This is a genomic window from Streptomyces sp. NPDC002536 (assembly GCF_053594995.1).
On record NZ_JBSFWU010000050.1, the window covers coordinates 1 to 24,611 of the forward strand.

19 protein-coding genes and 1 pseudogene are annotated in these 24,611 nt (G+C 74.0%); 8 read left to right on the forward strand and 12 right to left on the reverse strand.

Annotation, left to right across the window (positions count from 1 at the left end):
• Positions 1-94, reverse strand: a pseudogene (locus ACWD4B_RS19325) (Ig-like domain-containing protein); the annotation flags it as partial.
• Positions 95-483: 389 nt separating this feature from the next.
• On the opposite strand from ACWD4B_RS19325, the gene ACWD4B_RS19330 reads away from it, so the two are divergent.
• Positions 484-1,269, forward strand: coding sequence for a phosphodiester glycosidase family protein (locus tag ACWD4B_RS19330; protein ID WP_451421909.1), 786 nt, complete (start codon positions 484-486; stop codon positions 1,267-1,269).
• Positions 1,270-1,413: 144 nt separating this feature from the next.
• Positions 1,414-2,076 carry a hypothetical protein gene (locus tag ACWD4B_RS19335; protein ID WP_451421868.1) on the forward strand — a complete coding sequence of 221 codons (663 nt, stop codon included), beginning with the start codon at positions 1,414-1,416 and terminating at the stop codon, positions 2,074-2,076.
• On the opposite strand, the gene ACWD4B_RS19340 is transcribed toward ACWD4B_RS19335, so the two are convergent.
• Positions 2,063-3,508, reverse strand: a complete 1,446-nt coding sequence (locus ACWD4B_RS19340) for an NAD(P)/FAD-dependent oxidoreductase (protein WP_451421869.1) — start codon at positions 3,506-3,508, stop codon at positions 2,063-2,065. The genes ACWD4B_RS19335 and ACWD4B_RS19340 overlap by 14 nt on opposite strands.
• Positions 3,509-3,664: 156 nt before the next feature.
• On the opposite strand from ACWD4B_RS19340, the gene ACWD4B_RS19345 reads away from it, so the two are divergent.
• Together ACWD4B_RS19345 and ACWD4B_RS19350 are read left to right on the forward strand one after the other, a co-directional pair.
• Positions 3,665-4,771, forward strand: a complete 1,107-nt coding sequence (locus tag ACWD4B_RS19345; RefSeq protein WP_451421870.1) for a PP2C family protein-serine/threonine phosphatase — start codon at positions 3,665-3,667, stop codon at positions 4,769-4,771.
• 86 nt (positions 4,772-4,857) lie between these two features.
• A complete protein-coding gene (locus tag ACWD4B_RS19350) occupies positions 4,858-5,859 on the forward strand; it encodes an AMP-binding protein (RefSeq protein ID WP_451421871.1) in 1,002 nt (333 codons plus the stop codon).
• Positions 5,860-5,866: 7 nt separating this feature from the next.
• On the opposite strand, the gene ACWD4B_RS19355 is transcribed toward ACWD4B_RS19350, so the two are convergent.
• Together ACWD4B_RS19355 and ACWD4B_RS19360 are read right to left on the reverse strand one after the other, a co-directional pair.
• Positions 5,867-7,657: a bifunctional metallophosphatase/5'-nucleotidase gene (locus tag ACWD4B_RS19355; RefSeq protein ID WP_451421872.1), complete on the reverse strand. Its 1,791-nt coding sequence runs from the start codon at positions 7,655-7,657 to the stop codon at positions 5,867-5,869.
• A 105-nt stretch (positions 7,658-7,762) separates the two neighbouring features.
• The gene (locus ACWD4B_RS19360) at positions 7,763-8,929 is read right to left on the reverse strand and encodes an Ig-like domain-containing protein (RefSeq protein WP_451421873.1); all 1,167 of its coding nucleotides are present in this window, start codon (positions 8,927-8,929) and stop codon (positions 7,763-7,765) included.
• A gap of 293 nt (positions 8,930-9,222) precedes the next feature.
• Between ACWD4B_RS19360 and ACWD4B_RS19365 the strand changes: the two genes are divergently transcribed.
• Together ACWD4B_RS19365 and ACWD4B_RS19370 are read left to right on the forward strand one after the other, a co-directional pair.
• Entirely contained in the window at positions 9,223-10,188 is a 966-nt protein-coding gene (locus ACWD4B_RS19365) for an LLM class F420-dependent oxidoreductase (RefSeq protein ID WP_336412137.1), read from the forward strand.
• A 48-nt stretch (positions 10,189-10,236) separates the two neighbouring features.
• The gene (locus tag ACWD4B_RS19370) at positions 10,237-11,016 is read left to right on the forward strand and encodes a GNAT family N-acetyltransferase (protein ID WP_451421874.1); all 780 of its coding nucleotides are present in this window, start codon (positions 10,237-10,239) and stop codon (positions 11,014-11,016) included.
• Between the two features lie 188 nt (positions 11,017-11,204).
• On the opposite strand, the gene ACWD4B_RS19375 is transcribed toward ACWD4B_RS19370, so the two are convergent.
• Complete coding sequence (locus ACWD4B_RS19375; RefSeq protein WP_451421875.1) at positions 11,205-11,741, reverse strand: hypothetical protein; 537 nt, start codon at positions 11,739-11,741, stop codon at positions 11,205-11,207.
• Between the two features lie 263 nt (positions 11,742-12,004).
• On the opposite strand from ACWD4B_RS19375, the gene ACWD4B_RS19380 reads away from it, so the two are divergent.
• Positions 12,005-12,238, forward strand: coding sequence for a hypothetical protein (locus ACWD4B_RS19380; protein ID WP_451421876.1), 234 nt, complete (start codon positions 12,005-12,007; stop codon positions 12,236-12,238).
• A gap of 20 nt (positions 12,239-12,258) precedes the next feature.
• On the opposite strand, the gene ACWD4B_RS19385 is transcribed toward ACWD4B_RS19380, so the two are convergent.
• Positions 12,259-12,471: a hypothetical protein gene (locus ACWD4B_RS19385; protein ID WP_451421877.1), complete on the reverse strand. Its 213-nt coding sequence runs from the start codon at positions 12,469-12,471 to the stop codon at positions 12,259-12,261.
• Positions 12,472-12,548: 77 nt separating this feature from the next.
• On the reverse strand, positions 12,549-12,986 hold the full coding sequence (locus ACWD4B_RS19390; RefSeq protein WP_451421878.1) for an SRPBCC family protein: 438 nt from the start codon (positions 12,984-12,986) through the stop codon (positions 12,549-12,551).
• Between the two features lie 103 nt (positions 12,987-13,089).
• Between ACWD4B_RS19390 and ACWD4B_RS19395 the strand changes: the two genes are divergently transcribed.
• Positions 13,090-13,464, forward strand: coding sequence for a DUF488 domain-containing protein (locus ACWD4B_RS19395; protein WP_451421879.1), 375 nt, complete (start codon positions 13,090-13,092; stop codon positions 13,462-13,464).
• A 74-nt stretch (positions 13,465-13,538) separates the two neighbouring features.
• Here ACWD4B_RS19395 and ACWD4B_RS19400 read toward each other — a convergent pair whose 3' ends face one another.
• The 5 genes from ACWD4B_RS19400 to ACWD4B_RS19420 are packed head-to-tail and all read right to left on the reverse strand — an operon-like array spanning position 13,539 to position 24,596.
• Positions 13,539-14,804, reverse strand: coding sequence for an MFS transporter (locus ACWD4B_RS19400; RefSeq protein ID WP_451421880.1), 1,266 nt, complete (start codon positions 14,802-14,804; stop codon positions 13,539-13,541).
• A 12-nt stretch (positions 14,805-14,816) separates the two neighbouring features.
• Positions 14,817-16,352: an amino acid adenylation domain-containing protein gene (locus ACWD4B_RS19405; protein ID WP_451421881.1), complete on the reverse strand. Its 1,536-nt coding sequence runs from the start codon at positions 16,350-16,352 to the stop codon at positions 14,817-14,819.
• A 45-nt stretch (positions 16,353-16,397) separates the two neighbouring features.
• A complete protein-coding gene (locus ACWD4B_RS19410) occupies positions 16,398-19,607 on the reverse strand; it encodes an amino acid adenylation domain-containing protein (protein ID WP_451421882.1) in 3,210 nt (1,069 codons plus the stop codon).
• A 28-nt stretch (positions 19,608-19,635) separates the two neighbouring features.
• Positions 19,636-22,839 (reverse strand): non-ribosomal peptide synthetase, encoded by a 3,204-nt coding sequence (locus ACWD4B_RS19415; protein ID WP_451421883.1) that lies wholly within the window; start codon positions 22,837-22,839, stop codon positions 19,636-19,638.
• A complete protein-coding gene (locus ACWD4B_RS19420; protein ID WP_451421884.1) occupies positions 22,836-24,596 on the reverse strand; it encodes a condensation domain-containing protein in 1,761 nt (586 codons plus the stop codon). Before ACWD4B_RS19420 ends, ACWD4B_RS19415 begins: the two co-directional genes overlap by 4 nt.
• Positions 24,597-24,611 lie beyond the last annotated feature (15 nt).

Genomic DNA, 24,611 nt, shown 5'->3' on the forward strand with positions numbered 1-24,611 from the left:
GAGCGGGCCAGTACTCCTGCGGGCGGTAGTGCAGGGTGCGGTTGTCCACCCAGTACCAGGCGCCCTTGACGGAGGGCTGTGAGTCGACCCGCAGGCGCCCGGCTGGTGAAGGACCTGCGGGCGGCGGGCTTCAAGCCCACCCGCACCTACTTCACCGGCGAGGACGACCGCGCGCACTCCGGCCCCTGGGTGGTCGACGTCCTGCGGGTCCCGGCGGACCAGCGCAAGCGCGTCCAGGCGCGGCAGTCCCTGGACCACGTGCCGGGCGGCGAGACCCTCGCCGAGATGGTGCAGCGCACCCACGCCGTCGCGGGCATCAACGGCAGCTACGGCTCCGACGAGGAGGACGGCACCTTCGGCGACGTGGCCGGCCTGTCGGTGCTGCACGGCGAGCTGATCAGCGAGGCCGTCCGCGGGCGCAGCGCCCTCGTCCTGCCCTCCGACCAGCACCGGAAGCCGTCGGTGCAGCAGCTCAGCACGACGATGCGGCTGCGGGCCGGCGACGGGGCGCAGCGCACCCTCGACGGGCTCAACCGCGCCCCGGGCGTGATCCGCTCCTGCGGCGGCCCCGCGGACGAGGTGCCCACCGCCCGGCCCCGGCACGACTGGCTGTGCACCGACACCAACGACATCATCCAGTACACCGGCTTCTTCGACGGCCCGATCCACAAGGGCGACGGCACCGCAGTGGTGCTCGGGCGCGACGGCAAGGTGCTCGAGGTGCGCGACCACCGGGAGGGGACGGTCCCGCGCGGCGACACCGTGCTCGCCGGCATCGGCAGCGGCGCGCAGTGGCTGCGCGACCACGCCCGCAAGGGCAGCAGGCTGACCGTCACCACGGACATCGTCAACCAGGACCACAAGTCGCTGCCCGCCACCGCCGGCCGCGGCGCGGACGTCGTCTCCGGCGGCCCGCAGCTTCTGCGCAACGGCCGCATCGTCGTGCCCGCGGACGCCGAGGGCTTCAACTACCCCGAGGATCCTGCCTTCTTCGACTACTTCGCCACCCACCGGCACCCCCGCACCCTCGCCGGGATCACCGCCGACGGCTCACTGCTCTTCGTCACCGTCGACGGCCGCCGGCCCGGCTGGAGCGAGGGGGTCTCGTTCAACGAGAGCGCGGCCGTCCTCAAGTCCCTGGGCGCCGTGGACGCCGTCAACCTCGACGGCGGCGGGTCCACGGCCATGGTGGTCAACGGCAGGCTCGTCAACCGGCCTTCGGACAGCACCGGTCCCCGGCAGGTGGCCAACGCCCTCATCGTCCGCTGACCGCTCGGGGGCTCACCCGTCCGGCGGAGACGGATCCGGCCACTCCCCCGCGAACCGGCGCGCACCCCGCCCCGCAGCCCCTAGCGTGATCCCGCCGCGCCCGCCGGTGCGGCGTGACGGAGCAACAGGCGAGGGGAAACGGGTATGAAGCGACGGTTCGGCACCCTGGTGACGGTCTGCGTCCTGGCAACGGGGGCGGCGGGCACGGGCACCGCCCAGGCGGCGCCCCGCTCCGCCGCCCCGCAGGCGGAGATCTTCGCCACCAGCAACACGGCCGTCATCACCGACCCGGCCGACCCGCGGCTGAAGACGCGGCTCGGCCGTTTCGACCGGGAGGTGCGCGGCACCATCCGCGCCCAGGGCGCCCGCGCCGGCGCCTCCCGGCTGCTGGACGGGGTGTTCTGGTCCTCGGACCTGAAGCAGACGACGTACGAACGCTCGCGCGAGTTCGACGTCGACCACGTCTCCGCCACCGGGCTGCACCACATTGCCGGGGTGCTGGCCAAGCAGTACCACCAGGAGTCGGTGCTGACGTTCCGGTACCTGCCGCGCACGGCGGCGGGCACGAACGCGGTCGACATCGAGGCGCCGGGCGTCGACTCCCGGCGCCTGCACGACGCCCTGGTGGCGGACCCGGCCGTCCGCGACGAACTCGGCGGCGGCTCCGTCACCCTCGGCGGACGGCTGATCCTCGTCGCCCCGCTCAAGGACCTCGCCCTCGCCCGGACGTTCACGACCAAGCTCGGCGTCGACTGGAAGAAGGCGCGGGTGCGGTACGGGGCGGAGGAGTTCGTCAGCGCGCCGTAGCGTCCGCCTCCGGCTCGGCCGGGGGCTCCGGCGGCGTCCACGGCGTGGGACCGAAGAGGACGGCCCGGGCGACGGACGGGGCGAACAGGGAGGCCGGCGGGGCACTCAGGGACAGCACGCGACGGAAGGCCGCTCCCACGACCGGATTTCCGGTGGCCCGCTGCTCCACGCGGTGCAGGTACCAGTCGACCGGGCGGTCGACCGCCCGGGATCCGACGGCGTTGCCGGTCGCACCGGGCATCTTCTTGTCCGCACCCGCCGAGATGTCCCAGGCCGGCCGGGCCGCGGCGAACAGGGCCCGCTGCACGCGGTGCGTCGTCGGCACCCGGCGCGGGTCGGACAGCGCCTCCCGCAGGGCGAGAGCGCTCAGCGCGGCCACCGACATGCCCTGCCCGTACACGGGGTTGAAGGCGCACAGCGCCTCACCCGTCGCCAGGAACCCCGCCGGGCGCCGGCCCGGCCGGTCGTAACGGCGGCGCAGATTGGCGGTCTTGCGAAAGCCGTACACGGGCGAGACGGGTTCCGCCTTGAGCAGCCACTCGTGCAGCACGGGGTGCGGCAGGCGGGCGGCAAAGTCCGTGAACCCGGCCTCGTCCGTGGGCGGTTCGCTGCCGCGCATCCCGGAGAGGGTGACGAACCAGCGGTCGCCCTCGATCGGCAGCAGGACGGCTCCGATGGGCTGGGTGGCATTGGCGATGACGTAGACACCGCGGAAGGGCGAGCCGCCGTCCCGGGGCGCACGATAGATGGCACTGGCATAGGCGAGGCCGCTGTCGAGGAGTTCCTCGTGGGGCGGTTCGGCGCCGAGCGCCGCCAGCCATGCGGGGGCACGGGAGGAGCGGCCCGAGGCGTCCACCACGAGGTCGGCCTCCAGAACCCGGGGCTCCTGCCCGGGAGCCGCTGCTCCGCGCTTGCGCAGGCGGACGCCGCGCACCCGGCGGGCGTCCCCGGCCAGACCCGTCACCTCGGCGCCCTCGACGACCTCGATGCGCGGGCCGGCCAGGACGCGGCGCCGTACGGCCCAGTCGGTCAACGGCCGCGAGCCGGTGAGGATGTGAATGCTCGCCGGGGTGCGCCTGTACCAGCGGCCGGCCTGCCACTGGACGATGTCGTCGGGCATGCCGAGGCGCGGGGCGCCAAGCTCGTGCAACTCGCCGTTGATGCCCGGCAGGAGCGCCTCCAGAGCGTTCTGGCCACTCTCCAGCATGACGTGGACCTGTCGATCCTGCGGCACACCGGCCCGCGACGCCGGCTCCTCGGGAAAACGGTCGCGCTCCACGAGCGTGACCCGGTCCGCGTGCTCGGCGAGCACGTGTGCGGCGAGGAGACCGGCCAGCCCGCCGCCGATGACGACTGCGTGCCGCCGCGGACTGCCGCCGTCCGCCCGCCTGCTGAGGGTCCGTACGTCCTGCTGCGCGTCGGATTCCGTCACCGTGTCCACCCCATTCGGTCGTTCCGCTCGTCCTGCCGCCGGTCACCGTACCGGCCGTCGGCCGGTGCCGGGCTCCGGGGCCCGTCCGGGGCAAGCCGGGGCGGCGCGGGCCGCGGCATCGCGGACGCCGGGCCCGGAGGCATGTAAGCAGGAACCGTGCACCCTCGACATGCTCCGCCGGCCTTCCGACGGCACCGGCCCCGTGTCCCCGGACTGGTCGCGGTACCCCTCGGGCTGATCGCGCTCGTCACGGTGGTCGACTTACTGACATCCCCAAACATTCATCTCGGCCCGCTGCTGGTGGCGGCCCCCGCGCTCACGGCGGCCTTCGGCGGGCCGGTGCTCACCGGGGTCATCGGCGCGCTGGCCGTGGGCGCCCAGATCTTCATCGGGGTGTTCCACGGCGGCCTGTTCACCTCCAACCACGAGGCGCAGATCCTGGCGCTCATCGTGGTCTCGGTCTTCGTGGTGTTCTTCCGCTACGCGTACAACCGGCACGAGCAGGAGCTGGTCCAGGTCCGGGGCGTGGCCGAGGTGGCGCAGAGGGTTCTGCTACGGCCGCTGCCCGCGCGGATCGGCCCGCTGCGGATCGCCTCGGTGTACGTGGCGGCCGAGGCGGAGGCGCGCATCGGGGGCGACCTCTACGCCACGGTGCGCACCCCCTACGGCAGCCGCATCATGATCGGCGATGTGCGGGGCAAGGGGCTGACGGCGGTCGGCGACGCGGCGTTGCTGCTGGGTGCGTTCCGCGCCGCGGCCCACCGCAACCCCACGCTGCCGACCCTGGTGGCCCACCTGGAGAACACGATCTACTGGGACACGGTGGAGCCCGCGGACCCGGAGACGGCGGGCGAGAGCTTCATCACCGCCGCCGTGCTGGACGTCCCCGACGAGGAACCGCTGATCCGCCTCATCAACTGCGGGCATCCGCCGCCGCTGCTGGTGCACCGGGGGCGGGTGACGGAGCTGACGGTCAGTGACCCCGCCCTGCCGCTGGGCCTGGGCGGCGGCCTGCCCGCGTCGGCCTACGAGGCCGAGGCGTTCCCCTTCGCCGTCGACGACCTCCTGGTGCTCTACACGGACGGGGTGGTCGAGACCCGCGACGCGCGCGGCGCCTTCTACCCCCTCGCGGAGCGCGTGGCCGCCTGGGGCGGCACCCAGCCGCAGCAGCTCGTGCAGTACATTCACGACGACCTGCTCGCCCACGCCGGCGGGGCACTGGAGGACGACGTGGCGGTGGTCGTGGTCGAGCGCTGCGAGTGAGCGGGGCGCCGGGCCGCAACAAAAGGCCCGTCCCCGTTAATCGGATGGCGATCATCCGTTGATGACCATCACGCATGGTCGGTGTCATGACGATGACGATGTCCCCGCGCACCGCGGCAGGCACCCTGACCGACATGCTGTCCCGCAGCGCGGCGGCGCGGCCCGACGCGGTGTTCTGCACCTACCTCCCGGACGCCGTGGGCGGCCGGACGGAAGAGCTCGGCCTCGCGGCGCTGGACCGCCGGGCCCGGCAGGTGGCGGCGCTCCTGCGGACCAGGGTGCAGCGGGGCGACCGGGTGCTGCTGGCGTTCCCCAACGGCCCCGAGTTCGCAGCGGCGTTCTTCGGCTGCCTGTACGCGGGGGTGGTGGCGGTGCCCGTGCCCGCGCCCCGGGGGGCGGCCCGGGCGGCGGTGTACGCGGCGGCCGAGGCGGACTGCCGGCCGGCGCTGGTGTGCACCGTGCCGGGGTGGCTGCCGCTGTTCGCCTCGCGCCCCGGGAGCCGCAGCGGGGCGGTGGTGGCCATCGGGCCGCCGACGGGCCGCCCGGTCGAACCGGTGCCGGCGGAGGCCTCCGACCTCGCCTATGTCCAGTACGCCCCACGGTCCTTCGGCCCGCCGCGGGCCGTGCCCGTCACGCACGGCGTGGCCATGGCGGGGCTCTCCGCGTTCACGGCGGAGGCCCGGCTGGGAACGCGGGACCGCATGGTCGGCTGGCTGCCCGCCCACGACGGCACCGGCCTGACGACACAGGTGCTGCTGCCCCTCTTCACCGGCATGAGCACCTGGGCCCTGCCCTCGGGCACGGTGGCCCGCGACCCGCGCCGCTGGCTGACGGCGATGTCGCAGCAGCGGGCCACCACGGGGGTGATCCCGCCCGGTGCCCTCGACCTGCCGCACGGGGCGGACTACGCGCAGCGGTGCGCGTTGCAGCTCGGCCGGTGGCGGCTGGTGCTGGCGCCGGAGCAGGGGGTGGACGAGGAACGGCTCGGCGCCTTCGTCGGGGCGTACGCGGTGGCGGGCTTCTGGCCCGACGCCGTGGTCCGGGTGCCGGCCCCGAAGCCCTCACGGCCCGTCGCGCAGCGGTCCTGAACGGCCGTCACCGGCGGTGTGCACGGACCCGGCCCGGAGGGGCCGGGGTCAGTGGTGTGTGCGCGCGGACGAAATCGATGAAGCTCTCGTGGTCGCGTGCGTGGCGGACCGGTGTGCGGAATCCGGCGAACGCCGTGGTGCCGTCGAGTCCCAGCAGGGTGTAGGCCGGTGCGGCCAGCCGGTAGGAGCGCGACGGGTCCAGGGGCCGGCCGTCGAGGAGGACGTCCCCGGGGGCGATGCGGTCTCCGGCCGGGCCTGCGGCGTCGTAGGTGTACTGCACGTTGCGCGACACGGCCAGCGGGGCGAAGTGCAGGTGCCCGTCGGCGAGGTACCACTGGTCCTCCAGGGCCCGGTGGATCTGCCGGCCGGTGACGGTGACGGTGAGGACCGGGTCGCCGTAGCCCACGGCGTTCCATGCGGCGGCGAACACCACGGTGCCGGACGCGCCGTCGTGGACCAGGTCGCCGGCGAGGATGCAGGGGCCGGTGCGCGGGGCGGTGGCGACGATGCCGAGGTCCGCGGGGCGGGCGGGGTGGACGTTGCCGTCGTCGAACGGGCCGAGGGGGCGGCTGCCGGCCCAACGGGCCCAGTCCGCGGCCAGGTTGCCCAGGGTGCTCTCCCCGTCCGCGGTGCGCCGGCGGGTGAAAGAGCCGGTCTGCCGGCCGACCGGCGTGCGGGCCCGGGCGGCGGCCTGCCCGGCCCAGTATGCGGTGATCCGCTGCATGCCGGGGTCGGGGGCGATGTCGCGCGTATTGGGGTGGTTGACGGAGGTGGTCAGTTCCCTGACGACCCGTCCGGTGCCGGGGTCGAGCCGGAGGACGATCTCGTTGACGACCTGACCATGGCAGCCCGCTTCGACGAAGGGCCGGGGGACGCCGTCCGGGTCGGGGACGCTCATGGTGAAGCGGTGGTGCCAGTGGCCGGTGACGACGGCGTCGACGACGGGCGAGACCTGCCGCGCGAGCTCGTAGGCGGGTCCGGAGGGGGATGCACCGGTGGTGAAGTCGGGCCCGGCGTAGGCCCCGTCGTGCACGCTGAGGACCAGTGCGTGGACGCCGCGGGAGGTGAGCTCGGCGGCGCAGCGGTCGGCGGTGTCGAGCAGGTCCAGGGTGGTGAGGGCGGGCTGGTAGGAGCAGGGGAAGGCCTCGGTGCCGGGGACGGTGAGGTGGATGAAGCCGACGGGGAGCCGGCGCCCGTTCCCGGCGTCGACCCACTCGACGTTGTAGGGCGGCAGGACGGTGCGTCCGGTCGCGGACCACACCACGTTGGCGCTGTAGTAGCGGAAGTCCGCGCCGCGGAAGGGCCGTCCGGTGGAGTCGGTGAAGGAGTCGTCCCGGCCCGCCTCGGGGTAGGCCTCGCCGCGTTCCATGTGCCGGGTCAGAAAAGCCGGGGAGCGGTCGAACTCGTGGTTCCCGGCGGTGGAGAAGCGCAGGCCGAGCCGGTTGAGCACCTCGATCGTCGGTTCGTCGGCGAAGGCCGTCGCATCGAACTCCCAGCCGGAGAAGAGGTCTCCGGTGGCGAAGAGGACCGAGTTGCGGCGCCCCCTGCGCAGCCGCTCCAGGTGCGCAGCCAGGTAAACGGCCCCGCCCACGGTGTACTGCGCTCCCCCGGCCCCGGCGATGAGGGCGTCGGAGCCGGGAGCCGCCTGCAGACAGCCGTGCAGATCGGTGATGTTGAGCAGCTGCACCTCGACGGTGTCGGGGGCCGCGGCCCGGACCGGGCCGGGTGCCGCGGCCGACACCACGGCGGCGGCACCGGCCGTCAAGAGGCTTCGTCGCCGCAGGGGTTCCCGCACCATGGCCCCAGCGTGCGGGGCGGGTCCGGCGGGTCGTCCCATTGGGCCGACGGACGGCATGTCCGCCGGCCATGGGCGCCGGTCACACCGGGCTGCCCCGCAAGGGGGTTACTTCAGCGCGCTGCGCTTCTGCCACTGGTCCCAGGACTCCTGCCAGACCTCGAGGCCGTTGCCGACGTCGGTCTTCTCCGTGTTCGTCGTGTTCTTGACCTCGACGGTGGAGCCGATCGGCAGGAAGTCGTAGACGGTCTTGGCGTCTTCGGTGGTCATGCCGAAGCAGCCGTGGCTGTTGTTCTCCACGCCGATGGAATGGTTCCAGGGCGCGGAGTGCAGGAAGGTGCCGGAGGCGGTCATGTGGGTCACCCACTTCGAGGGCAGCGACCACTGGTTGCCGTAGCCGATGGTCTCCGAATTCATGACCTCGTCCGCGGCCTTGCTGCGCACGGTGTGGATGCCGCCGCGGGTGGGCGCCTCGGGGGAGCCCGCCGAGCCCTTGATGGTGCCGACCTCCTTGCCGTCCTCGTACATGGTCAGGCTGTGGCTGGGGACGTCGATGACCGCCTTGCGGTCCTTGCCTATCGAGAAGCCGTAGTTGTAGTCGCGGGCGAACCAGCCGCCCTCCCCCGAGTCGATGCCGGCCAGCGAGCCCTTGACGGTCACCTTGGTCCCGGCGGGCCAGGGGCTCTTGGGCCGCCAGTCGATGCGGTCGTTGCCGGAGTAGTCGGTGACCCAGCCCCAGGCGCCCTCCACCGGCACCGAGGTGCCGACCTTCAGGGCCTTCTCGATCTCGGCGCGCTTGTCCTTGTCGACCTTGTGGTCGAAGAGGATCGAGACGGGCATGCCGGTGCCGACGGTCTCCCCGTCGGCCGGGGTGTTGGTGAGCTTGTTGACCTTCTCGGCCTGCTGCGTGGTGAACTTCGAGGTCGTCGAGGACTCCCGGCCCTTGGCCGACTTCGCCGTGGTGTGCACGGTGTAGGTGGCCTGCGGCCTGACCTTCCCCTGCGAGGTCCACGAGGACCCGTCGTCCGCCAGCTGCCCGGCGACGTTCTGCCCCTTGTCGTCCTTGACGTCCACGGCAGTGAGCCTGCCGCCGTCGGCCTTGACGGAGATGGGCGAGCCGAGCGCGGCCGCCTTGCCGTCGGCGGACGGGGTGACGGTGACCTTGGCCTCGGGGCCGGCATCCGCCTTGGCACCGCCCGAACATGCGGTCAGCGCCAGGGAACCCAGAAGGGCGGGTACCAGCAGGACGGGGCGACGGCCCGATCCGATGCGCACGTGTGCGACCTCCATAGCTGCAAGAAATCCGTGGCGGGCCCTGCCCTGTCACCGGAACAGACGGGTTGTGCTCCCCCCACCATCCGTACAGATGATCCACATGCGTCTGCGGTTCCTGGAGTGAAGAAATTTGTCCGACTAGAACCGCTTGTGGCCTGGTTCAGTCTGCGCCGGCCGTCGCGCGGGGCGCCATGACGGGAATCACGCGCCGGATCGACACTTTGCGCAACCCTACGAACACGTAGGGTTGGGGATTCCGGTTACTCCCCTGCCACTTCGGGAACTGGGACTTCATGGTGCAAATCGGCTACACGATGATGTCCGAGCAAGCGGGTCCCCGGGAGCTGGTCGAGCACGTGGTGGGCGCCGAGCAGGCGGGCTTCGACTTCTCGGTCGTCTCCGACCACTACTTCCCGTGGCTGGCCGCCCAGGGCCACTCGCCCAACGCCTGGGCCGTCCTGGGCGCCGCGGCGCAGGCCACGTCCCGCATTCCGCTGATGTCGTTCGTCACGTGCCCGACCACCCGCTACCACCCGGCCGTGGTCGCCCAGCAGGCCGCCACGGTCCAGCTGCTGTCCGAGGGCCGGTTCCGGCTGGGGCTCGGGTCCGGCGAGAACCTCAACGAGCACGTCGTCGGCTGGGGCTGGCCCGCGATCGACGTGCGCCAGGAGCGGCTGCAGGAGGCGGTGCAGATCATCCGGGCCCTGTTCGCGGGCGGGACGGTCAACCACCACGGCGCCCACTTCGACGTCGAGCACGCGAGACTGTGGGACCTGCCCTCCCCTCCCCCGCCGATCGGCATCGCGGCCTCGGGCGAACGCTCCTGCCGGATCGCGGGCGGGCTGGCCGACCTGCTCATCGCCACCGAGCCCGACAAGGAGCTGGTGGAGTCCTTCGACCGGTTCGGCGGGGCGGGCAAGCCCCGCATCGGGCAGCTCGCCGTCTGCTACGACCCGGACCGCGACGCGGCCGTCGAGCGGGCCCACGCGCAGTTCCGCTGGGCCGGTCTCGGCTGGCGGGTCCTGTCCGAGCTGCCGCACGAGCTCTCCTTCGCCGCCGCGTCCCGGTTCGTCACCGAGGACGACGTCGCCGGGACGATCCCCTGCGGGTCCCGGGTCGAGGATTTCGTGGCGGCCGTACGGCCGTTCGTCGAGGCGGGGTTCACCGAGGTCGCCCTGGTGCAGATCGGCGGCGACCACCAGACCGGCTATCTGCGCTGGGCCGCCGAGGAGTTGCTGCCCGCCCTGCGCGCCCTCTGACCACGGAAATCGGTTGCCTGCCGGCCGTCCCGGTGCTGCAGTGTGCGAATGGATCGAGACGAGTTGCTGGCGCTGTTCGACCGCCAGATGCGCCGGAACGCCCGCCCCGACGGCCCGGGGGCCCGGATCGAGCAGGCGGACGGGGTGGTGCGGCAGGTGTGCGCGGCCGAGCACGGCTGGCACGGCATCCTGTGGTCCGGCCTCGACGAGGCGACGGCGGACGGGGTGGTCAGGGCCCAGGTGGCGCACTTCACCGCCCTGGGCCGCGAGTTCGAGTGGAAGCTGTACTCCCACGACCGGCCCGCGGACCTCGCCGGCCGGCTGCGGGCGGCCGGCTTCGTGCCCGAGCCCGCGGAGACCCTGATGGTCGCGCCGGTCTCCGCCCTGTCGCTCGACGCCGGGCCGCCGGAGGGCGTCCGGCTGCAGCCGGTGACCGACGCGGCGGGCGTGGACCTCATGACGGAGGTCCACGAACAGGCCTTCGGCACGCCGGGCAACCGCCTCAGGGAGGCGATCCTGGAGCTGCTGGAGCGGGATCCGGACCGGATCGTCGCGGTCCTCGCCCTGGCCGGCGACCGGCCGGTGAGCTCGGCCCGCATGGAGTTCTGCCCGGGAACGGACTTCGCCGGGCTGTGGGGCGGGGGGACGGTGCCGGAGTGGCAGGGGCGGGGCATCTACCGGGCGCTGATCGCCCACCGCGCGCGCATCGCGGGCGAGCGCGGCGTGCGCTACCTGCAGGTGGACGCGTCCGACCAGAGCCGTCCGATCCTCGAGCGGCTGGGGTTCGCGGCGCTGAGCGTGACCACTCCGTGGGTGTTCCGGCCTTAGGGTGCGCCCCGTAGGGGCGCGGGGAACTGCGCGACCAGCCACGACGCGCCCGCAGCCGAAGCTCCCGGGGCTCCGCCCCGGACCCGAGGTGGTGCGTCGACTGCAGGCCGGTGGGGGCCGGTCGCGCCCACGCGGCGGAGCCGCAAATGTCAACAGCCCCGCGCCTCCTACGGGGCGCCGTGACGGCGCTAGTGGTGCGCGGCCGTCGCGCCCGGCGTCGTGGCGCACGTGATGTCCGTGGCCACCGGGTAGATCCCGTCCTTCTTGGCCTGTCCGCCCTGGTACTCGTAGTACAGGTAGGAGTAGAGCTCGATCCGCCTGCTCGGGCCGCAGGCCGAGTCGGCGGCGATCTGGTAGGTCAGCTTGACCGTGCGGCTGGCCCCGGGCACGACGGGCACGTTGTAGCGCACCACACCGCTCTGGTTGCTGACGTCGCACTGGACCGCATCGCCGGAGCAGGACTTGAAGGTGTACTTCAGCCCCGGGTCCTGCGAGGTGTTCCACGTCGGCTGGATCGACTGGTACACGAACTGGGTGTTCGTGGTCTGGTCGTTGGTGAAGGTCATGGTGATGGTGACCGTCGAACCCGGCGTCGCCGACGCCTTGTCGGCGGCGATGGCCATGGCCGGGGCCGGGGCCGCCGAGGCGGGCTGGGCCAGGCCGGCGCCGAGGGCGGTGGCGAGGACTGCGGACAGGCCGAAACGTCTGAGCCGTGTGGTGGTCATGGCGGTGGAGCGTAGGAAGACACGAACGGTCTGACAGCACCGCCCGATCAGGACCGGCCAGGGGACAGGACGGACAACTGGCACGCGGCGCTGGTGCAGGGCGGGACACCATTCGGGAACATGCGTACGACTTGACCTGAATGTGCCACCGGGGCCGCAGCGGCCCTCCGTTCGTGCAGGCGGCGGGCGGCCGGACGGGTGGCCGGCGGCGACCCGCCCGCAGCGGCATTGCCACGCCCGGCACCGCACCGGACCATGCGGGCATGGCTCAGTGCGAAGTGTGCGGCAACGAATACGCGATGGCCTTCACGGTGGAGGCCCAGGGTGCACGACATGTGTTCGACTCGTTCGAGTGTGCCATTCACAAGATGGCCCCCATCTGCGAGCACTGTGGGGTCAAGATCGTCGGACATGGCGTGGAAGCGGGCGGGCATTTCTACTGCGGAGCGCACTGCGCGCTCTCGAAAGGCGTCAAGGGGCTCGTCGACCACGTGTGAACGCGGTGCGTACGGCGGCGTCAGAGCAGTTCCCGGACGATCCGCTCGGCCGCCTCGTCCTCGGCGGCGTGCGGTGACAGCTCACTGAGCGTGTCCAGGTCCCGGTCCTCACGGAGCTCGGCCTCCCAGGCGGCGGCCAGCTTCGCCTGCTGCTCCGCGGGCTGCTGCTCGACCTTCTGCCGGTTCGCGGGGCTCAGCGCCGCGAGGAAACGCGTCAGTTCGTCAGTCGGCATGGAGGGGCTCCCTCGGGTGATCGGCGGCCTGCGCTCCACTTCTACCGCGGACGGTGCCGGGGCGCATCGCGAGGGTGTCAGACCCGTACCGCTTCGCACCGCTTCCGGAGCGCCCGGTTGAGGGCGTCGAAGTCCTCGGTCGTCCGGGCGACGGCCTTGGCGAGGGCGGGGACCAGCACCCCGGTGAACTTCTCGTCCTGGACCACCCGGGTGCCCCCGCCGTCCAGGTCGGTGAGGACGAACCGGTGCAGCCCGTCGAAGAGGCCGGGCAGCCCGAGCCGCCCCATCCAGGACAGCTCCTGCTGCGGGACGGCGGTGCGTATCCGCGGCCGGAAGGTCACCGGACGGCCGCGGGCGGGGAACATCCGCAGCCGCAGCCGCGCCCCGGGGGCGACCTCGCCGGACGCCTCCCGGATGAAGGGGTTCCAGTCGGAGTAGTGCGGCAGGTCGGTCAGCACCTCCCAGACCCGGGCCGGGGTCGCGGCTATGTCGACCACCGTGGCGATCTGACGCATCGGCTTCTCCTCCTCCCGGACCGGCCGGCACCGGATGCGGACACGGCCTTCCCGGCACAGGATAGGACGGAACCGGACACCCCAGCAGCCCGAGGAGGCGACGGTGGCACACGGGCAGCAGGTGCGGGCACGCCGGGTCTACGAGGATCCCGAGCGCGGCGACGGCACCCGGGTGCTCGTCGACCGCATCTGGCCGCGCGGGCTGAGCAAGGAGAAGGCCGCCCTGGACGAGTGGTGCAAGGCCGTGGCGCCGTCCACCGCGCTGCGCCAGTGGTACGGCCACGACCCGGAGAAATTCGCGGAGTTCGGCCGCCGCTACCGGGCCGAACTGCGCGACGCGGAGCACACCGAGGCCCTGCGGCACCTGCGGGAGCTGGCCGGGAAGCGGACGCTGACGCTGCTCACCGCCACCAGGGACTGCGAGATCAGCGCCGCCGCGGTGCTCACGGACGTCCTGGGCGGGTCCGGCGCCCCGTAAGGGGCGCGGGGAACTGCGCGACCAGCCCCCACCGGCCCGCAGCCGACCACCGTCCCAGGGGTCCGGGGCGCGCTTCAGGCCGCCGGGTCGAAGTCCCGCATCCGGCGCAGGGGCGAGCAGAGCAGGACCAGCGGGGCCAGTGCCAGGGCGGCCGCGCAGATCCACATCGTCTGCCGGACGCCGGCGAACTGCCCGAGCGCACCGGCCATGATCCCGCTCAGCGGGAGAACGCCCCACACCAGGAACCGCATCGTGGCGGTCATCCGGCCCAACAGGGCAGGCGGGCAGACCGTTTGACGGTACGTCACCTGGCAGATGTTGTAGACGGTGATGCCCGCCGACTGCACGATCGAGCCCAGGACGAACAGCCCGATGCGCCAGTCCTTCTCCGCCAGCGGGAGCAGCAGCCCGAAGGGGGCCGTCACCAGCAGCGACAGCCAGGTGAGCCGGGCGGCTCCCACGGCCCGGGAGAGCCGCTCGGTGAGGACTGCACCGGCCATGGCGCCGAGCGTGGACATGGTGATGACCCAGCCGACCGCGGCGGGCGGCAGGCCGACCGTACGGGTCAGGAAGAGGACGTTGATCGCGAAGATCGCGCTCAGGAAGAGGTTGACGGCCGCGGTGTTGAGGGCGATGAGGCGCAGGATGCGGTGGCCGAGGACGAAGGACAGGCCCTCGCGGATGTCCTTCAGCAGGTCGCCGCGCGCGGCGGGGGCGGGCCGTTCCTCGCGGGCCCGGATGCTGCCGAGGAAGACCACCGACGCCAGCGAGGTGACGGCCTGGCTCGCGATCGTCCCCGCCGCGCCGAAGGCCTGGACGAGGAAGCCCGCGATGCCGGGGCCGCCGAACTCGGCGGCCGAACGGACGGTCTCCAGCTTGGAGTTGCCGCTGATGAGGGAGTCCGTGCCGACCAGCGTGGGCAGATAGCTCTGGTCGGCGACGTCGCCGAACAGCCGGGCGCAGCCCAGCAGCAGCGCCGTGGTGTACAGCAGGGCCATGGAGTGCAGGTCCAGCAGATAGGCGACCGGCACGGCGGTGAGGAGGACGACCCGCAGCAGGTCGGCCGCGATCATGACGTTGCGGCGGCGCATCCGGTCGACCCAGGCGCCCGCGGGCAGCCCGAGGACGAGGAAGGCGGCCTGTTCCGCGGCGGACAGCAGGCCGACCTGGAGCGCAGAGGCGTGCAGGGTGAGCACCGCCATCAGCGGGAGCGCGACGTAGGTGATGCTGCCGCCGAGTTCGTTGCAGATGTGGGTGGACATGAACAGCCGGAAGTCGCAGCGGCGTTGGCGCTGCAGCGCGGCGGTCTCGGGGGCGGCGGAGGCAGTGGGGACGGACACCTGGGTCTTTCCTTAGCGGTGGGTTTCGGCGGCCGGCAGGGCGCGGGGGTCGAGTTTGCCGCCCGGGGTGCGCGGCAGGGCGTCCAGGACCAGGACGTGGGAGGGTACGAGGTAGCCGGGTGCCCGGCCGACGACGAAGTCGCGGATCTCCTCCGGCTGTACGGGAGTTGCCGGGTCGAGGGCGACGTAGGCGGCGAGGCGGGGCTCGCCGAGGTCGTGCACGGCCCGCACCACCACGTCCCGCACGGCGGGATGGGCGGCCACGGCCGCCTCGGCCTCCTTGAGCTCGACGCGGTGCCCGCGGATCTTGACCTGGTCGTCGGAGCGGCCGAGGAAGGCCAGCGTGCCGTCCGGGCCGCGCACGACGCGGTCCCCGGTGCGGTACATCCGGGCGCCCGGCTCGCCGGAGAAGGGGTCGGCGACGAACCGTTCGGCGGTGAGGCCCGGGCGGCCGTGGTAGCCGCGGGCGAGGCAGGGGCCGCCCAGGTACAGCTCCCCCGGGGTGCCCGCGGGCGTCTCGTGCAGGGCGGCGTCCAGGACGTGGGCGTGCACGTCCGGCAGCGGCACGCCGATCGGGATCACCTCGTCGCCGTCCCGCCCGGCGAGCTCCGCGGGGGCGGGCTCGTAGCAGGTGGCCGTGATGGTGGATTCGGTCAGGCCGTACGAGCTGACGACCGGCGGGCCGCCCGCGGCGGACCAGCGGACGAGGTCGGCCATGCGGCCGGCGTCGCTGCCGATGACGGCCAGGCGCAGTGCGGCGGGCAGCGGCCGGGGGCGGCGGTCGACGTCCCGGGCCCACTGGGCCCAGTACGGGGTGGGCAGGTTGACGACGGTGACGCCGCGGCCGTCGAGCACCGGCTCCAGTTCGGCGGGCGAGAGGACGTTGTCGGCGACGAACACGGCGGTGCCGCCGGTGCACCAGGTGGGCACGGCCTCCTCGAGCGACACGTCGAAGGCGGGTGCGGCGAACTGCAGGACGCGGTCCTCGCCGGTCAGGCCGTAGCGCCCGGCGAGGGCCATCGCCTGGTGCTCCAGGCTGGCGTGGGCGACGGCCACGGGCTTGGGCACGCCGGTCGAGCCGGAGGTGAACAGCACGTAGGCGAGGGAGCCGGGCAGGACCTCGGCCACGGGGCCGTCCCCGGGAGCCGCCTCGCGCGTCGCGGCCCAGAACAGTTCGGCGTCGCAGCGCCGTCGCAGCGCGGTGGCGTCCTCGTGCGTGGGCACGACGGCGTGCCGGGTGCCGGACGCGGCGACGATCGTGCGCAGCCGCTCGTCGGGGGCGGCGAGGTCGACGGGCAGCAGGGCGGCGCCCGCGTACCAGATGCCCAGCAGCCCGACGGCCCAGTCGGCCCCGCGCCGCACGCCGAGGAGCACGGGCTGCTCGGGGCCCGCCCCGGCACTGCGCAGGTCCCGGGCCAGTGCCCGGGCCCTGCGGTCGAGTTGACGGTACGTCAGGTCGCCGGTGGGGCTGCTCACGGCGACGGCGTCGGGGGTACGGGCCGCCTGCTGCGCGATGCGCAGCGGGACGGGGGTGTGCGTCCAGGTCATGAGGGTCGGGTCTCTCCAGTCGGTTCGGCGCGGGGTGCGGGCCCGTCAGGCTCCGGCGGCCCGCCGGGCGCGGGGGCGCAGGGCCGGGCGTGCGGGGGCGGGGGCGGCCGCGTCGAGGCGGGCGGCGATGCCGGCCGGGGTGGGCGTGGCGAACAGGTCCCGGATGCCGATGTCGGAGCCGAGGACGGTGCGGATGCGGCCGACGAGGCGGGAGGCGAGCAGCGAGTGGCCGCCGTGGGCGAAGAAGTCGTCGTCGAGGCCCGCGGCGGGCAGGCCGAGGACCTCCGCGAAGACCTCGCACACGGCCCGCTCGCGATCCGTGGCCGGGGCCCGGCCCGTGCTCTGCGCGACCGTCGCGGGGGCGGGCAGGGCCTTGCGGTCGAGCTTGCCGTTGGTGGTGAGCGGGAAGGCCGGCAGGTGCAGGAACATCGAGGGGACCATGTAGCCGGGCAGGGCCGCCGCCAGCGCGGAACGGACCTCGCCGGGGGCCGCGGCGCCGGTGAAGTAGGCGATGAGGCGCTGCTGTCCGGCGCCGTCCCGGTCGACGGCGACGACGGCCTCGGTGACGCCGGGGGCGGCGCGCAGGGCGGTCTCGACCTCGCCGAGTTCGATGCGGTTGCCCCGGATCTTGACCTGGTGGTCCTGCCGTCCGAGGAAGTCGAGCTGGCCGTCGGCGCGGAACCGGGCCAGGTCCCCGGTGCGGTACATCCGGGCGCCGGGCTCGCCGGAGAAGGGGTCCGGGACGTAGCGCTCGGCCGTGCGGCGCGGGTCGTTGAGGTAGCCGGGTCCCACGCCGGTGCCCGCGATGAACAGTTCGCCGGGGACGCCGGGCGGGACGGGCGCGAGCCCCTGGTCGAGGATGTAGAGGCGGTTGTTGCGCAGCGGCCGGCCCACCGGCAGCCGCCCCTGGTCGAGTTGTCCGGCCACGTCGTGCGGGATGAAGGCGTGGGTGTTGTCGTCGGAGCACTCGGTGAGGCCGTAGGCGTTGACGATCGCGGCGGCGGGGTGGCGCGCGTACCAGCGTTCGCAGAGTTCGGGCGGCAGGACCTCGCCGTTGACGATGAAGCGGCGCAGTGCGGGCAGCGCGGGGACGGGGGCTCCGGTGTCCCACAGGTCCACCGCGGCGCGGACGAAGGAGGGGACGGTCTCCAGGACCGTGATGCCCTCGCGGGCCGCCTCGCCGAAGAGGGCCTGGCTGTCGCGTGCGGTGTCGCGGGAGACCATGTGCACCCGGCCGCCGGTGATCAGCGGGGCGAGCATCTGCCAGACGGAGATGTCGAAGGTCAGGGGCGCGTTCATCACCACGCTGTCGGCGGCGGTCAGTTCCAGGTCCTCGACCTTGGCGAGGAGGTGGTTGTTCATGCCGCGGCGGTGCACCATGGCGCCCTTGGGCTTTCCGGTGGAGCCGGAGGTGAAGCAGACGTAGGCGAGGGCGTCGCGGCCCCCGGCCGCCGGCGGCCGTTCCGCGGCACCGGCGGCGTCGTCCAGGGTCAGCACCCGGACCGCGCCGCCCGCGGCGGCGGCGATCTCCTCCGCGCGGGCCCGCCGGTCCGGGGCGGCCAGCAGCCATCCGATCCCGCCGTCGGCGAGCAGCCCGGCGGTGCGGCCGACGGGGCCTTCGGGGTCGAGCGGCACGTAGGCGGCGCCCGCGCCGAGGATGCCGAGCAGGGCGACGGGGACCCGGACGGTGGGCTCGGAGAGCACGGCGACCAGGGAGCCCGCGCGCACGCCCGCGTCCAGCAGCCGGTTGCTGAGGGCGTCGACGCGTGCGATCAGTTCCCCGTAGGGGATCTCCTGGCCCTCGGCGGTGACGGCCGGGGCGTCGGGGGTGCGCGCGGCGCAGGCGCGTACGCGCTCGACGGCCTCCGCGTAGTCCTCCTCCCGTGCGGTGTCGTTCCACTCGGTCAGGACCCGGTGCCGCTCGGCGGCGGAGAGGGTGTCCAGGTCGCCGACGGTCAGCTGCGGGTCGGCGGTCAGCACGTCGAGGACGCGGACCAGCCGGGCCAGCAGGGCGTCGGCATCGTCCCGGTCGAAGACGTCGGGACGGTAGTCGATCTGCAGGCACAGCCGGGGCCCGGGGATGGCGGTCAGGCTCAGCGGGTAGTGCGCGGCGTCGTACGGTTCCACGGCCGTGACCGTGAGCTCGCCGTCGGAGAGGGCGGCCAGGCCGGCCGGGTCGACGGGGAAGTTCTGGAACGCCACGCAGGAGTCGAACAGCTCACCTGCACCGGCCAGTTGCTGGATCTCGGTGAGGCCGAGGTGGTGATGGTCGATCAGCTGCGCCTGTTCCTCCTGGAGGCGTCCGAGGAGTTCCGTCAGGGGCTCGGCGCGGTCGATGCGCACCCGGACCGGCACGGTGTTGATGAGCAGCCCCACGATGTCGGCGACACCGGGCAGTTCGGGGGCGCGGCCGCTGACGACGGCGCCGAAGACGACGTCGTCGCTGCGGACGCGCTGGCCGAGCAGCACCGCCCACAGGCCCTGGAGCACGATGCTCGGGGTGAGGCGCCGGCTGCGGGCCAGGGCGGTGAGGCGTGCCGTGGCCTCCTCGGTGAGGGCGGTCTCGACCCGGTCGGGCAGCACCCCGCCGGGGCCCGGGGCCGTCGGGGCGGTGCGCGTGCCGCCGCTCAGGCCGGCCAGCGCCCCCGCCCAGGCCTCGCGGGCCGCCTCGCGGTCGCGCTCGCCGAGCCAGGTCAGGAAGGAGCGGTAGGGCGTGACGGCGGGCAGCGGGTCCCGGCCGGGCTCCGCGTGGTGGACGGCCAGCATCTCGCGGACGAGGACGGGCCAGGACCAGCCGTCCATGAGGATGTGATGGTACGTCAGGAGCAGCCGGTGCTCCTGCGGTCCGGTGCGCAGCAGGGTGAAGCGCAGCAGCGGGGCACGGGTGAGGTCGAAGCGGCGCCGCCGGTCCTCGTGGAGCAGCGCGTCGAGGGCGGCCCGCTGGGCGGCCTCGTCCCGGTCGGTCAAGTCCGTTTCGGTCCAGGGTATTTGAACGCCGCGCTGGACGACCTGGGCGTGGTCGCCGTTCGAGCGGCGCAGGAAGCCGGCGCGCAGGACGGCGTGCCGTTCCAGGACCGCGTCGGCCGCGCTGCGCAGCCGTTCGGGGTCGAGCGGGCCGGAGAGGTGGAACAGCAGCTGGGCGACGTAGATGTCGGTGTCGTTCTCGTCGTACTGGGCGTGGAAGAGGAGGCCGTCCTGCAGGGGGGACAGGGGCAGGACGTCCTCGATGCGGGACTGCGGGGTCGGCTGGCTCATGCGGGTGGGTTCCTCGGGGTGCGGCGGGTCAGTGGGCGGGGCGGCGGCGGGCGCGGCGGACGACGGGCGGTTCCTCGTCGGCGGCGGGGGCGCTTCCGGCATCGAGCAGGGCGGCCAGGGCGGCGACGGTGGGACCGGCGAAGAACTGGCGGACGGTCGGTGCGGCGCCGAGGGCGGACCGGATCTCGGACAGCAGCCGGGTGGCCAGCAGGGAGTGCCCGCCCAGGTCGAAGAAGTCGTCCTGGACGCCGATGCGTTCGCGGCCGAGCACGCGCTGCCACACCTCGCACAGGGCCCGCTCGCTGTCGCTGCGCGGCGCGGCGTACGTGCCGCCGGCCGGGCCCTGCCCGGGGGCGGGGAGCGCGGCGAGGTCGAGCTTGCCGTTGGGCGTGACGGGGAAGCGGTCGAGCGTGACGAGGTCGGCGGGGACCATGTAGTCCGGCAGCGTTGCACTCAAGTGGCCGCGCAGGTCGGCCGGTTCGGGGGCGGGAGCGCCGTCGGCGGGGACGACGTAGCCGGCGAGGGCGGGGCCGGAGGGGCCGGCCACGACGGTGACGGCCGCCTGGCCGACCGCGGGGTGGGCGGCGAGCGCCGCCTCGATCTCGCCGGGCTCGATGCGGAAACCGCGGATCTTGACCTGCCGGTCGGCACGCCCGAGGTACTCCACCTGGCCGCGGGTGTTCCACCGGGCGCGGTCGCCCGTGCGGTACATCCGCTCCCCCGCGGGCCCGAACGGGCAGGCGACGAAGCGCTCGGCGGTCTGTCCGGGACGGCCGAAGTAGCCCCGGGCCAGGCCCGATCCGGCAATGTAGAGCTCGCCCGGGACGCCGGGCGGGACGGGCGCGAGATGCTCGTCGAGGACGTACAGCCGGGTGCCGTCCAGGGGGTGGCCGATGGGCACCTGGCCGGCGGGCACCTCCTGTCCCGCGCGCAGGGCGAGGGTCGCGGCGAACGTGGTGGTCTCGGTGGGACCGTACGCGTTGGTCACCACGGTGTCCGGGCAGGCCTCCAGGACCCGGCGCACCACGGGCGGCGAGGCCGCCTCGCCGCCGGTCATCACCTCGCGCAGCGTGGCGAGTTGAGGAAGACAGCGGTCGGCGAGCACGTTGAACAGGGCAGCCGTCAGGAAGGTGCCGGTGACGCGCTGTTCGGCCATGAGCCGGCCCAGTGCGTCGACGTCCAGCTCGCCGGGCGGGGCCACCACGACCAGGCCGCCGGTCAGCAGCGGCACCCACAGCTCGTAGGTGGAGGCGTCGAAGGCGTGCGGCGAGCGGAACAGCACGCGCTCGTGCGCCCCGCCGCGCCAGCGGTGGTCCAGGGCGAGCGCGACCACCTCGCGGTGGGGGACCGCGACGCCCTTGGGCGTGCCCGTCGACCCGGAGGTGTACATCACGTAGGCGAGGGCGTCGGGGTGACCGGTGACGGCCGCGGTACGGACGAGCGGCGGCAGCGGCTCCTCCTCGTCCCCCGCGATGCGCAGGGTGTGCCGGATGCCGGGCACGGCGGCGGAGCCGTCGTCGGCGAGCAGGACCGCGGCCCCGGTGTCGGCGACGATGCCCGCGGTACGGGCCTGCGGCGCCCGGGCGTCCAGGGGGACGTAGGCGGCACCGGCCTTGAGGATGCCGAGGCAGGCCGCGACGAGTTCGACCGAGCGCTCCATCAGGACGGCCACGGCGTCGCCGGGGCGCACGCCCACGGCGGTCAGCCGGCGGGCGATCCGCTCGGCGTGGGCGTCGAGTTCGCCGTAGGTGGCCTGCCGCGGCCCGCAGACGACGGCGGGACGGTCCGGTCCGGTGCGGACCTGCTCGGCGAACACGCCGTGGACGGTGCGCTCCGCATCCGCGGCTGGGCGGCCCTGCCAGCCGGTGAGGACGGCGTGGCGCTCGGCGGGGTCGAGGACGTCGAGCCGGCTCAGCGGGGTGCCGGGATCCGCGGTCGCCGCGGCGGTCAGCCGCACCAGCCGGTCGAGCAGGCGCTGCGCGCCGGCCGCGTCGAACAGGTCGGTGGCGTATTCGAGGGTGAGGCCGATCCCGCCGGGGCCGTCGTGCTCGTCGACCTCCAGGGTGAGGTCGAACTTGGCGGTCCCGGTGCGCACCGGCTCCGTCGCGGCGGTCAGGCCGGGGAAGTGCGGCCCGGTGCCGCCGCCGGTCTGCTGGGCGACGGCCACCTGGAACAGGGGGTGCCGGGCCGGGGACCGGGCCGGGTTGACCTGCTCGACCAGGGCCTCGAAGGGGACGTCCGCGTGGGTCCGGGCCTCCAGGACGGTGTCCCGCACCCGTTCCAGCAGGGTGCCGAAGGACGGGTCGCCGGAGGTGTCGGCGCGGACGACGAGGGTGTGGACGAAAAAGCCGACGAGGTCCTGCAGAGCCTCGTCGTCGCGGCCGTCGACGGGGCAGCCCAGCGGCAGGTCGGTCCCGGCGCCGAGCCGGGTGAGCAGGGCCGCGAAGGCGGCCTGGACCGCCATGAACGGCGTGGCCCGGTGCGTGCCGGCGAGCGCGGCCAGGGCCCGGTGCGCGTCCGCGCCGAGGCGGGCGGAGACCACGGCGCCGCGGTGGCTCGCGGCCGCCGGGCGGGGCCGGTCGAACGGCAGGTCCAGCTCTTCGGGCAGCCCGGCGAGTTGCCCGGCCCAGTGGCCGAGCTGCTGCGCGTGGAGGCTGCCGGGATCGGCCGGGTCGCCGAGCAGGTCACGCTGCCAGAGGGCGAAGTCCGGGTACTGGACGGGCAGTTCGGGCCAGTCGGGGCTGCCGCCCGCCAGCCGTGCCGTGTACGCGGCCGCGAGGTCCCGCACGAGCAGTTCCATGGAGTGTCCGTCGCCGGCGATGTGGTGCAGCACCAGCAGCAGGTAGTGGTCCTCCTCACCGTGGGCCAGGAGGTCGGCGCGCAGCGGCGGTTCGGCCGCCAGGTCGAAGGAGTACTCGGCGGCGCTGCGGATGTGCGGCTCCCGCTCCTCCGCGGGGCAGTGCGTCACCGTCCATGCGGGGGTGACACTGCCGGCGTCGAGGACGAGCTGACCGGGGTGTCCGTCGTGCTCGGGGAAGACGGTCCGCAGCGATTCATGACGTGCCGTCACATCCGTGAGCGCGGCGTGCAGCGCGTCGCGGTCCAGGCGGCCCTGCAGCCGGAGGCCGAGGGGGATGTTGTAGAGCGCGCCGTCGCCGGTGCGGGCGAGGAGCCACAGCCGCTGCTGGGCGTGGGAGAGGGGGACGAGGTCGGTCGGTGGTACGAGGGTCACAGCAACTCCCCCAGCTGGGATGCGAAGTCGTCGAGATCGGCCTGGCTGATCCCGGAGAGGGACACGTCGGACGGGGTCAGGCCGCCGGCACCGGGCCGTTGTGCGTGGGCGGCGACGGCCGTCAGCATGGCGAACCATTCGTCGGCCAGGGCCCGGACCTGCCCGGCCCGGTAGGCGTTGTCCGCCCAGGTCCAGGTGGCGGTCAGGACGAGCCCGCCGGGGCCCTCGTGGGCCGCGGAGTTGACCTCGACGGCGTGCGCCATGGGCAGGCCCTCGTCGGCGGAGTCGAGAGCGAAGTCGTGCCCGGGGGCCGCCGCCCAGTCGGCCTCGTCGCCCATCGGGAAGCGGCCCAGGTAGTTGAAGCCGATCCCGGGGATGCCGCGGGCGGCGAGGCCGGGGCCGGTCAGGGAGTTGAGGTGGCGCAGGAGTCCGTGGCCGATGCCCTTGTCGGGGACGGCCCGCAGGGCCTCCTTGACCTGCCGCAGGGCGGCTCCGACGGCCGCGCCGCCGGAGCGCGCGTCGTCGGTGTCCACCGCACCGAGCTCGAAGCGGACGGGGTACACGGAGGTGAACCAGCCGACCGTGCGGGAGAGGTCCAGACCCTCGATCAGCTCCTCGCGGCCGTGGCCCTCCAGGTCGACCAGCACCGCTCCTCCGTCGTCCGCGCCGCCGCCCTGCCCGCGCCGCCAGGCGAGGACGGCCAGGGCCAGGCCGGTCAGCAGGACGTCGTTGACCGTGCCGTTGACGAGGGACGGGGCGCCGGTCAGCAGGGGGACGGTGACCTCGGAGGGCAGGGTGACGGTGAAGGTGCACTCCGCGCGCTCCGGGGCCAGCCGGTCCAGGGCGCAGATCCCGCCGAGCGGGGCGGGGTCGCTGCGCAGCGTGTCGTGCCAGGCATCGGCCTCCGCCATCCGCCGGCCGCGGCCGGCCTCGGTGGCGAGGACGGCCGACCAGTGCGCGAAGGGGGTGCGGGCGGGCTCCAACCGGGGCTGCTCGCCCCGGGACAGCGCCTCCCAGCAGGTGACGAGGTCGTCCTGGAGGATGCGCCAGGAGACGCCGTCGACGACGAGGTGGTGGACGAGCAGGGCGAGCCGGCCCTGCCGGCCGGGCCCCCGGTCCAGCCACACCGCCCGGAGCATGACGCCGTCCTGCGGGGCCAACAGACCTCGCGCTACGGCTATATGACGCTTCATCATCTCCGGCAGGGCGGCATCGTCCACGTCCCGTGCGTCGGCACGGACGAGCAGGCCGGCCGCGGCGACGGCCCCCGGCGGCTCGATCACCGGCTCCCACACCGCGGACGCGGTGCCCGAGGGCAGCCGCAGCCGCAGGGCGTCGTGGGTGTCGAGCAGGGCCTGCAGGATCGTCTCCAGGGCCTCCTGCTGCAGCCCGGCGGGGGTGCGGACCACCAGGGACTGGTGGTACGTGTCCACGGGGCCGCCCAGTTCGCGCAGCCAGTGCATGATCGGGGTGGGGGTGATCCGGCCGGTGCGCTGCGGCGGATCCGCCGGGGCGGTGCGCTCGGGCTCGCGGGCCGCGGCGGCCAGGGCGCGGACGGTGTCCTTGCGCAGCACGTCGCGGGTGCTGAGGACGAGCCCGGCCAGCCGGGCTCGGCTGACCAGCTGGATGGCCAGGATGCTGTCCCCGCCCAGCCCGGTGAAGCTGTCGTCGGGGCCGGCCTCCGGGACCCCGAGGACCTCCGCGAACAGGGCGCGGAGGGTGTCCTCGGCGGTGGCGGTGCTCGGTGCGTCAGGCATGGTGGTTCTCCACGG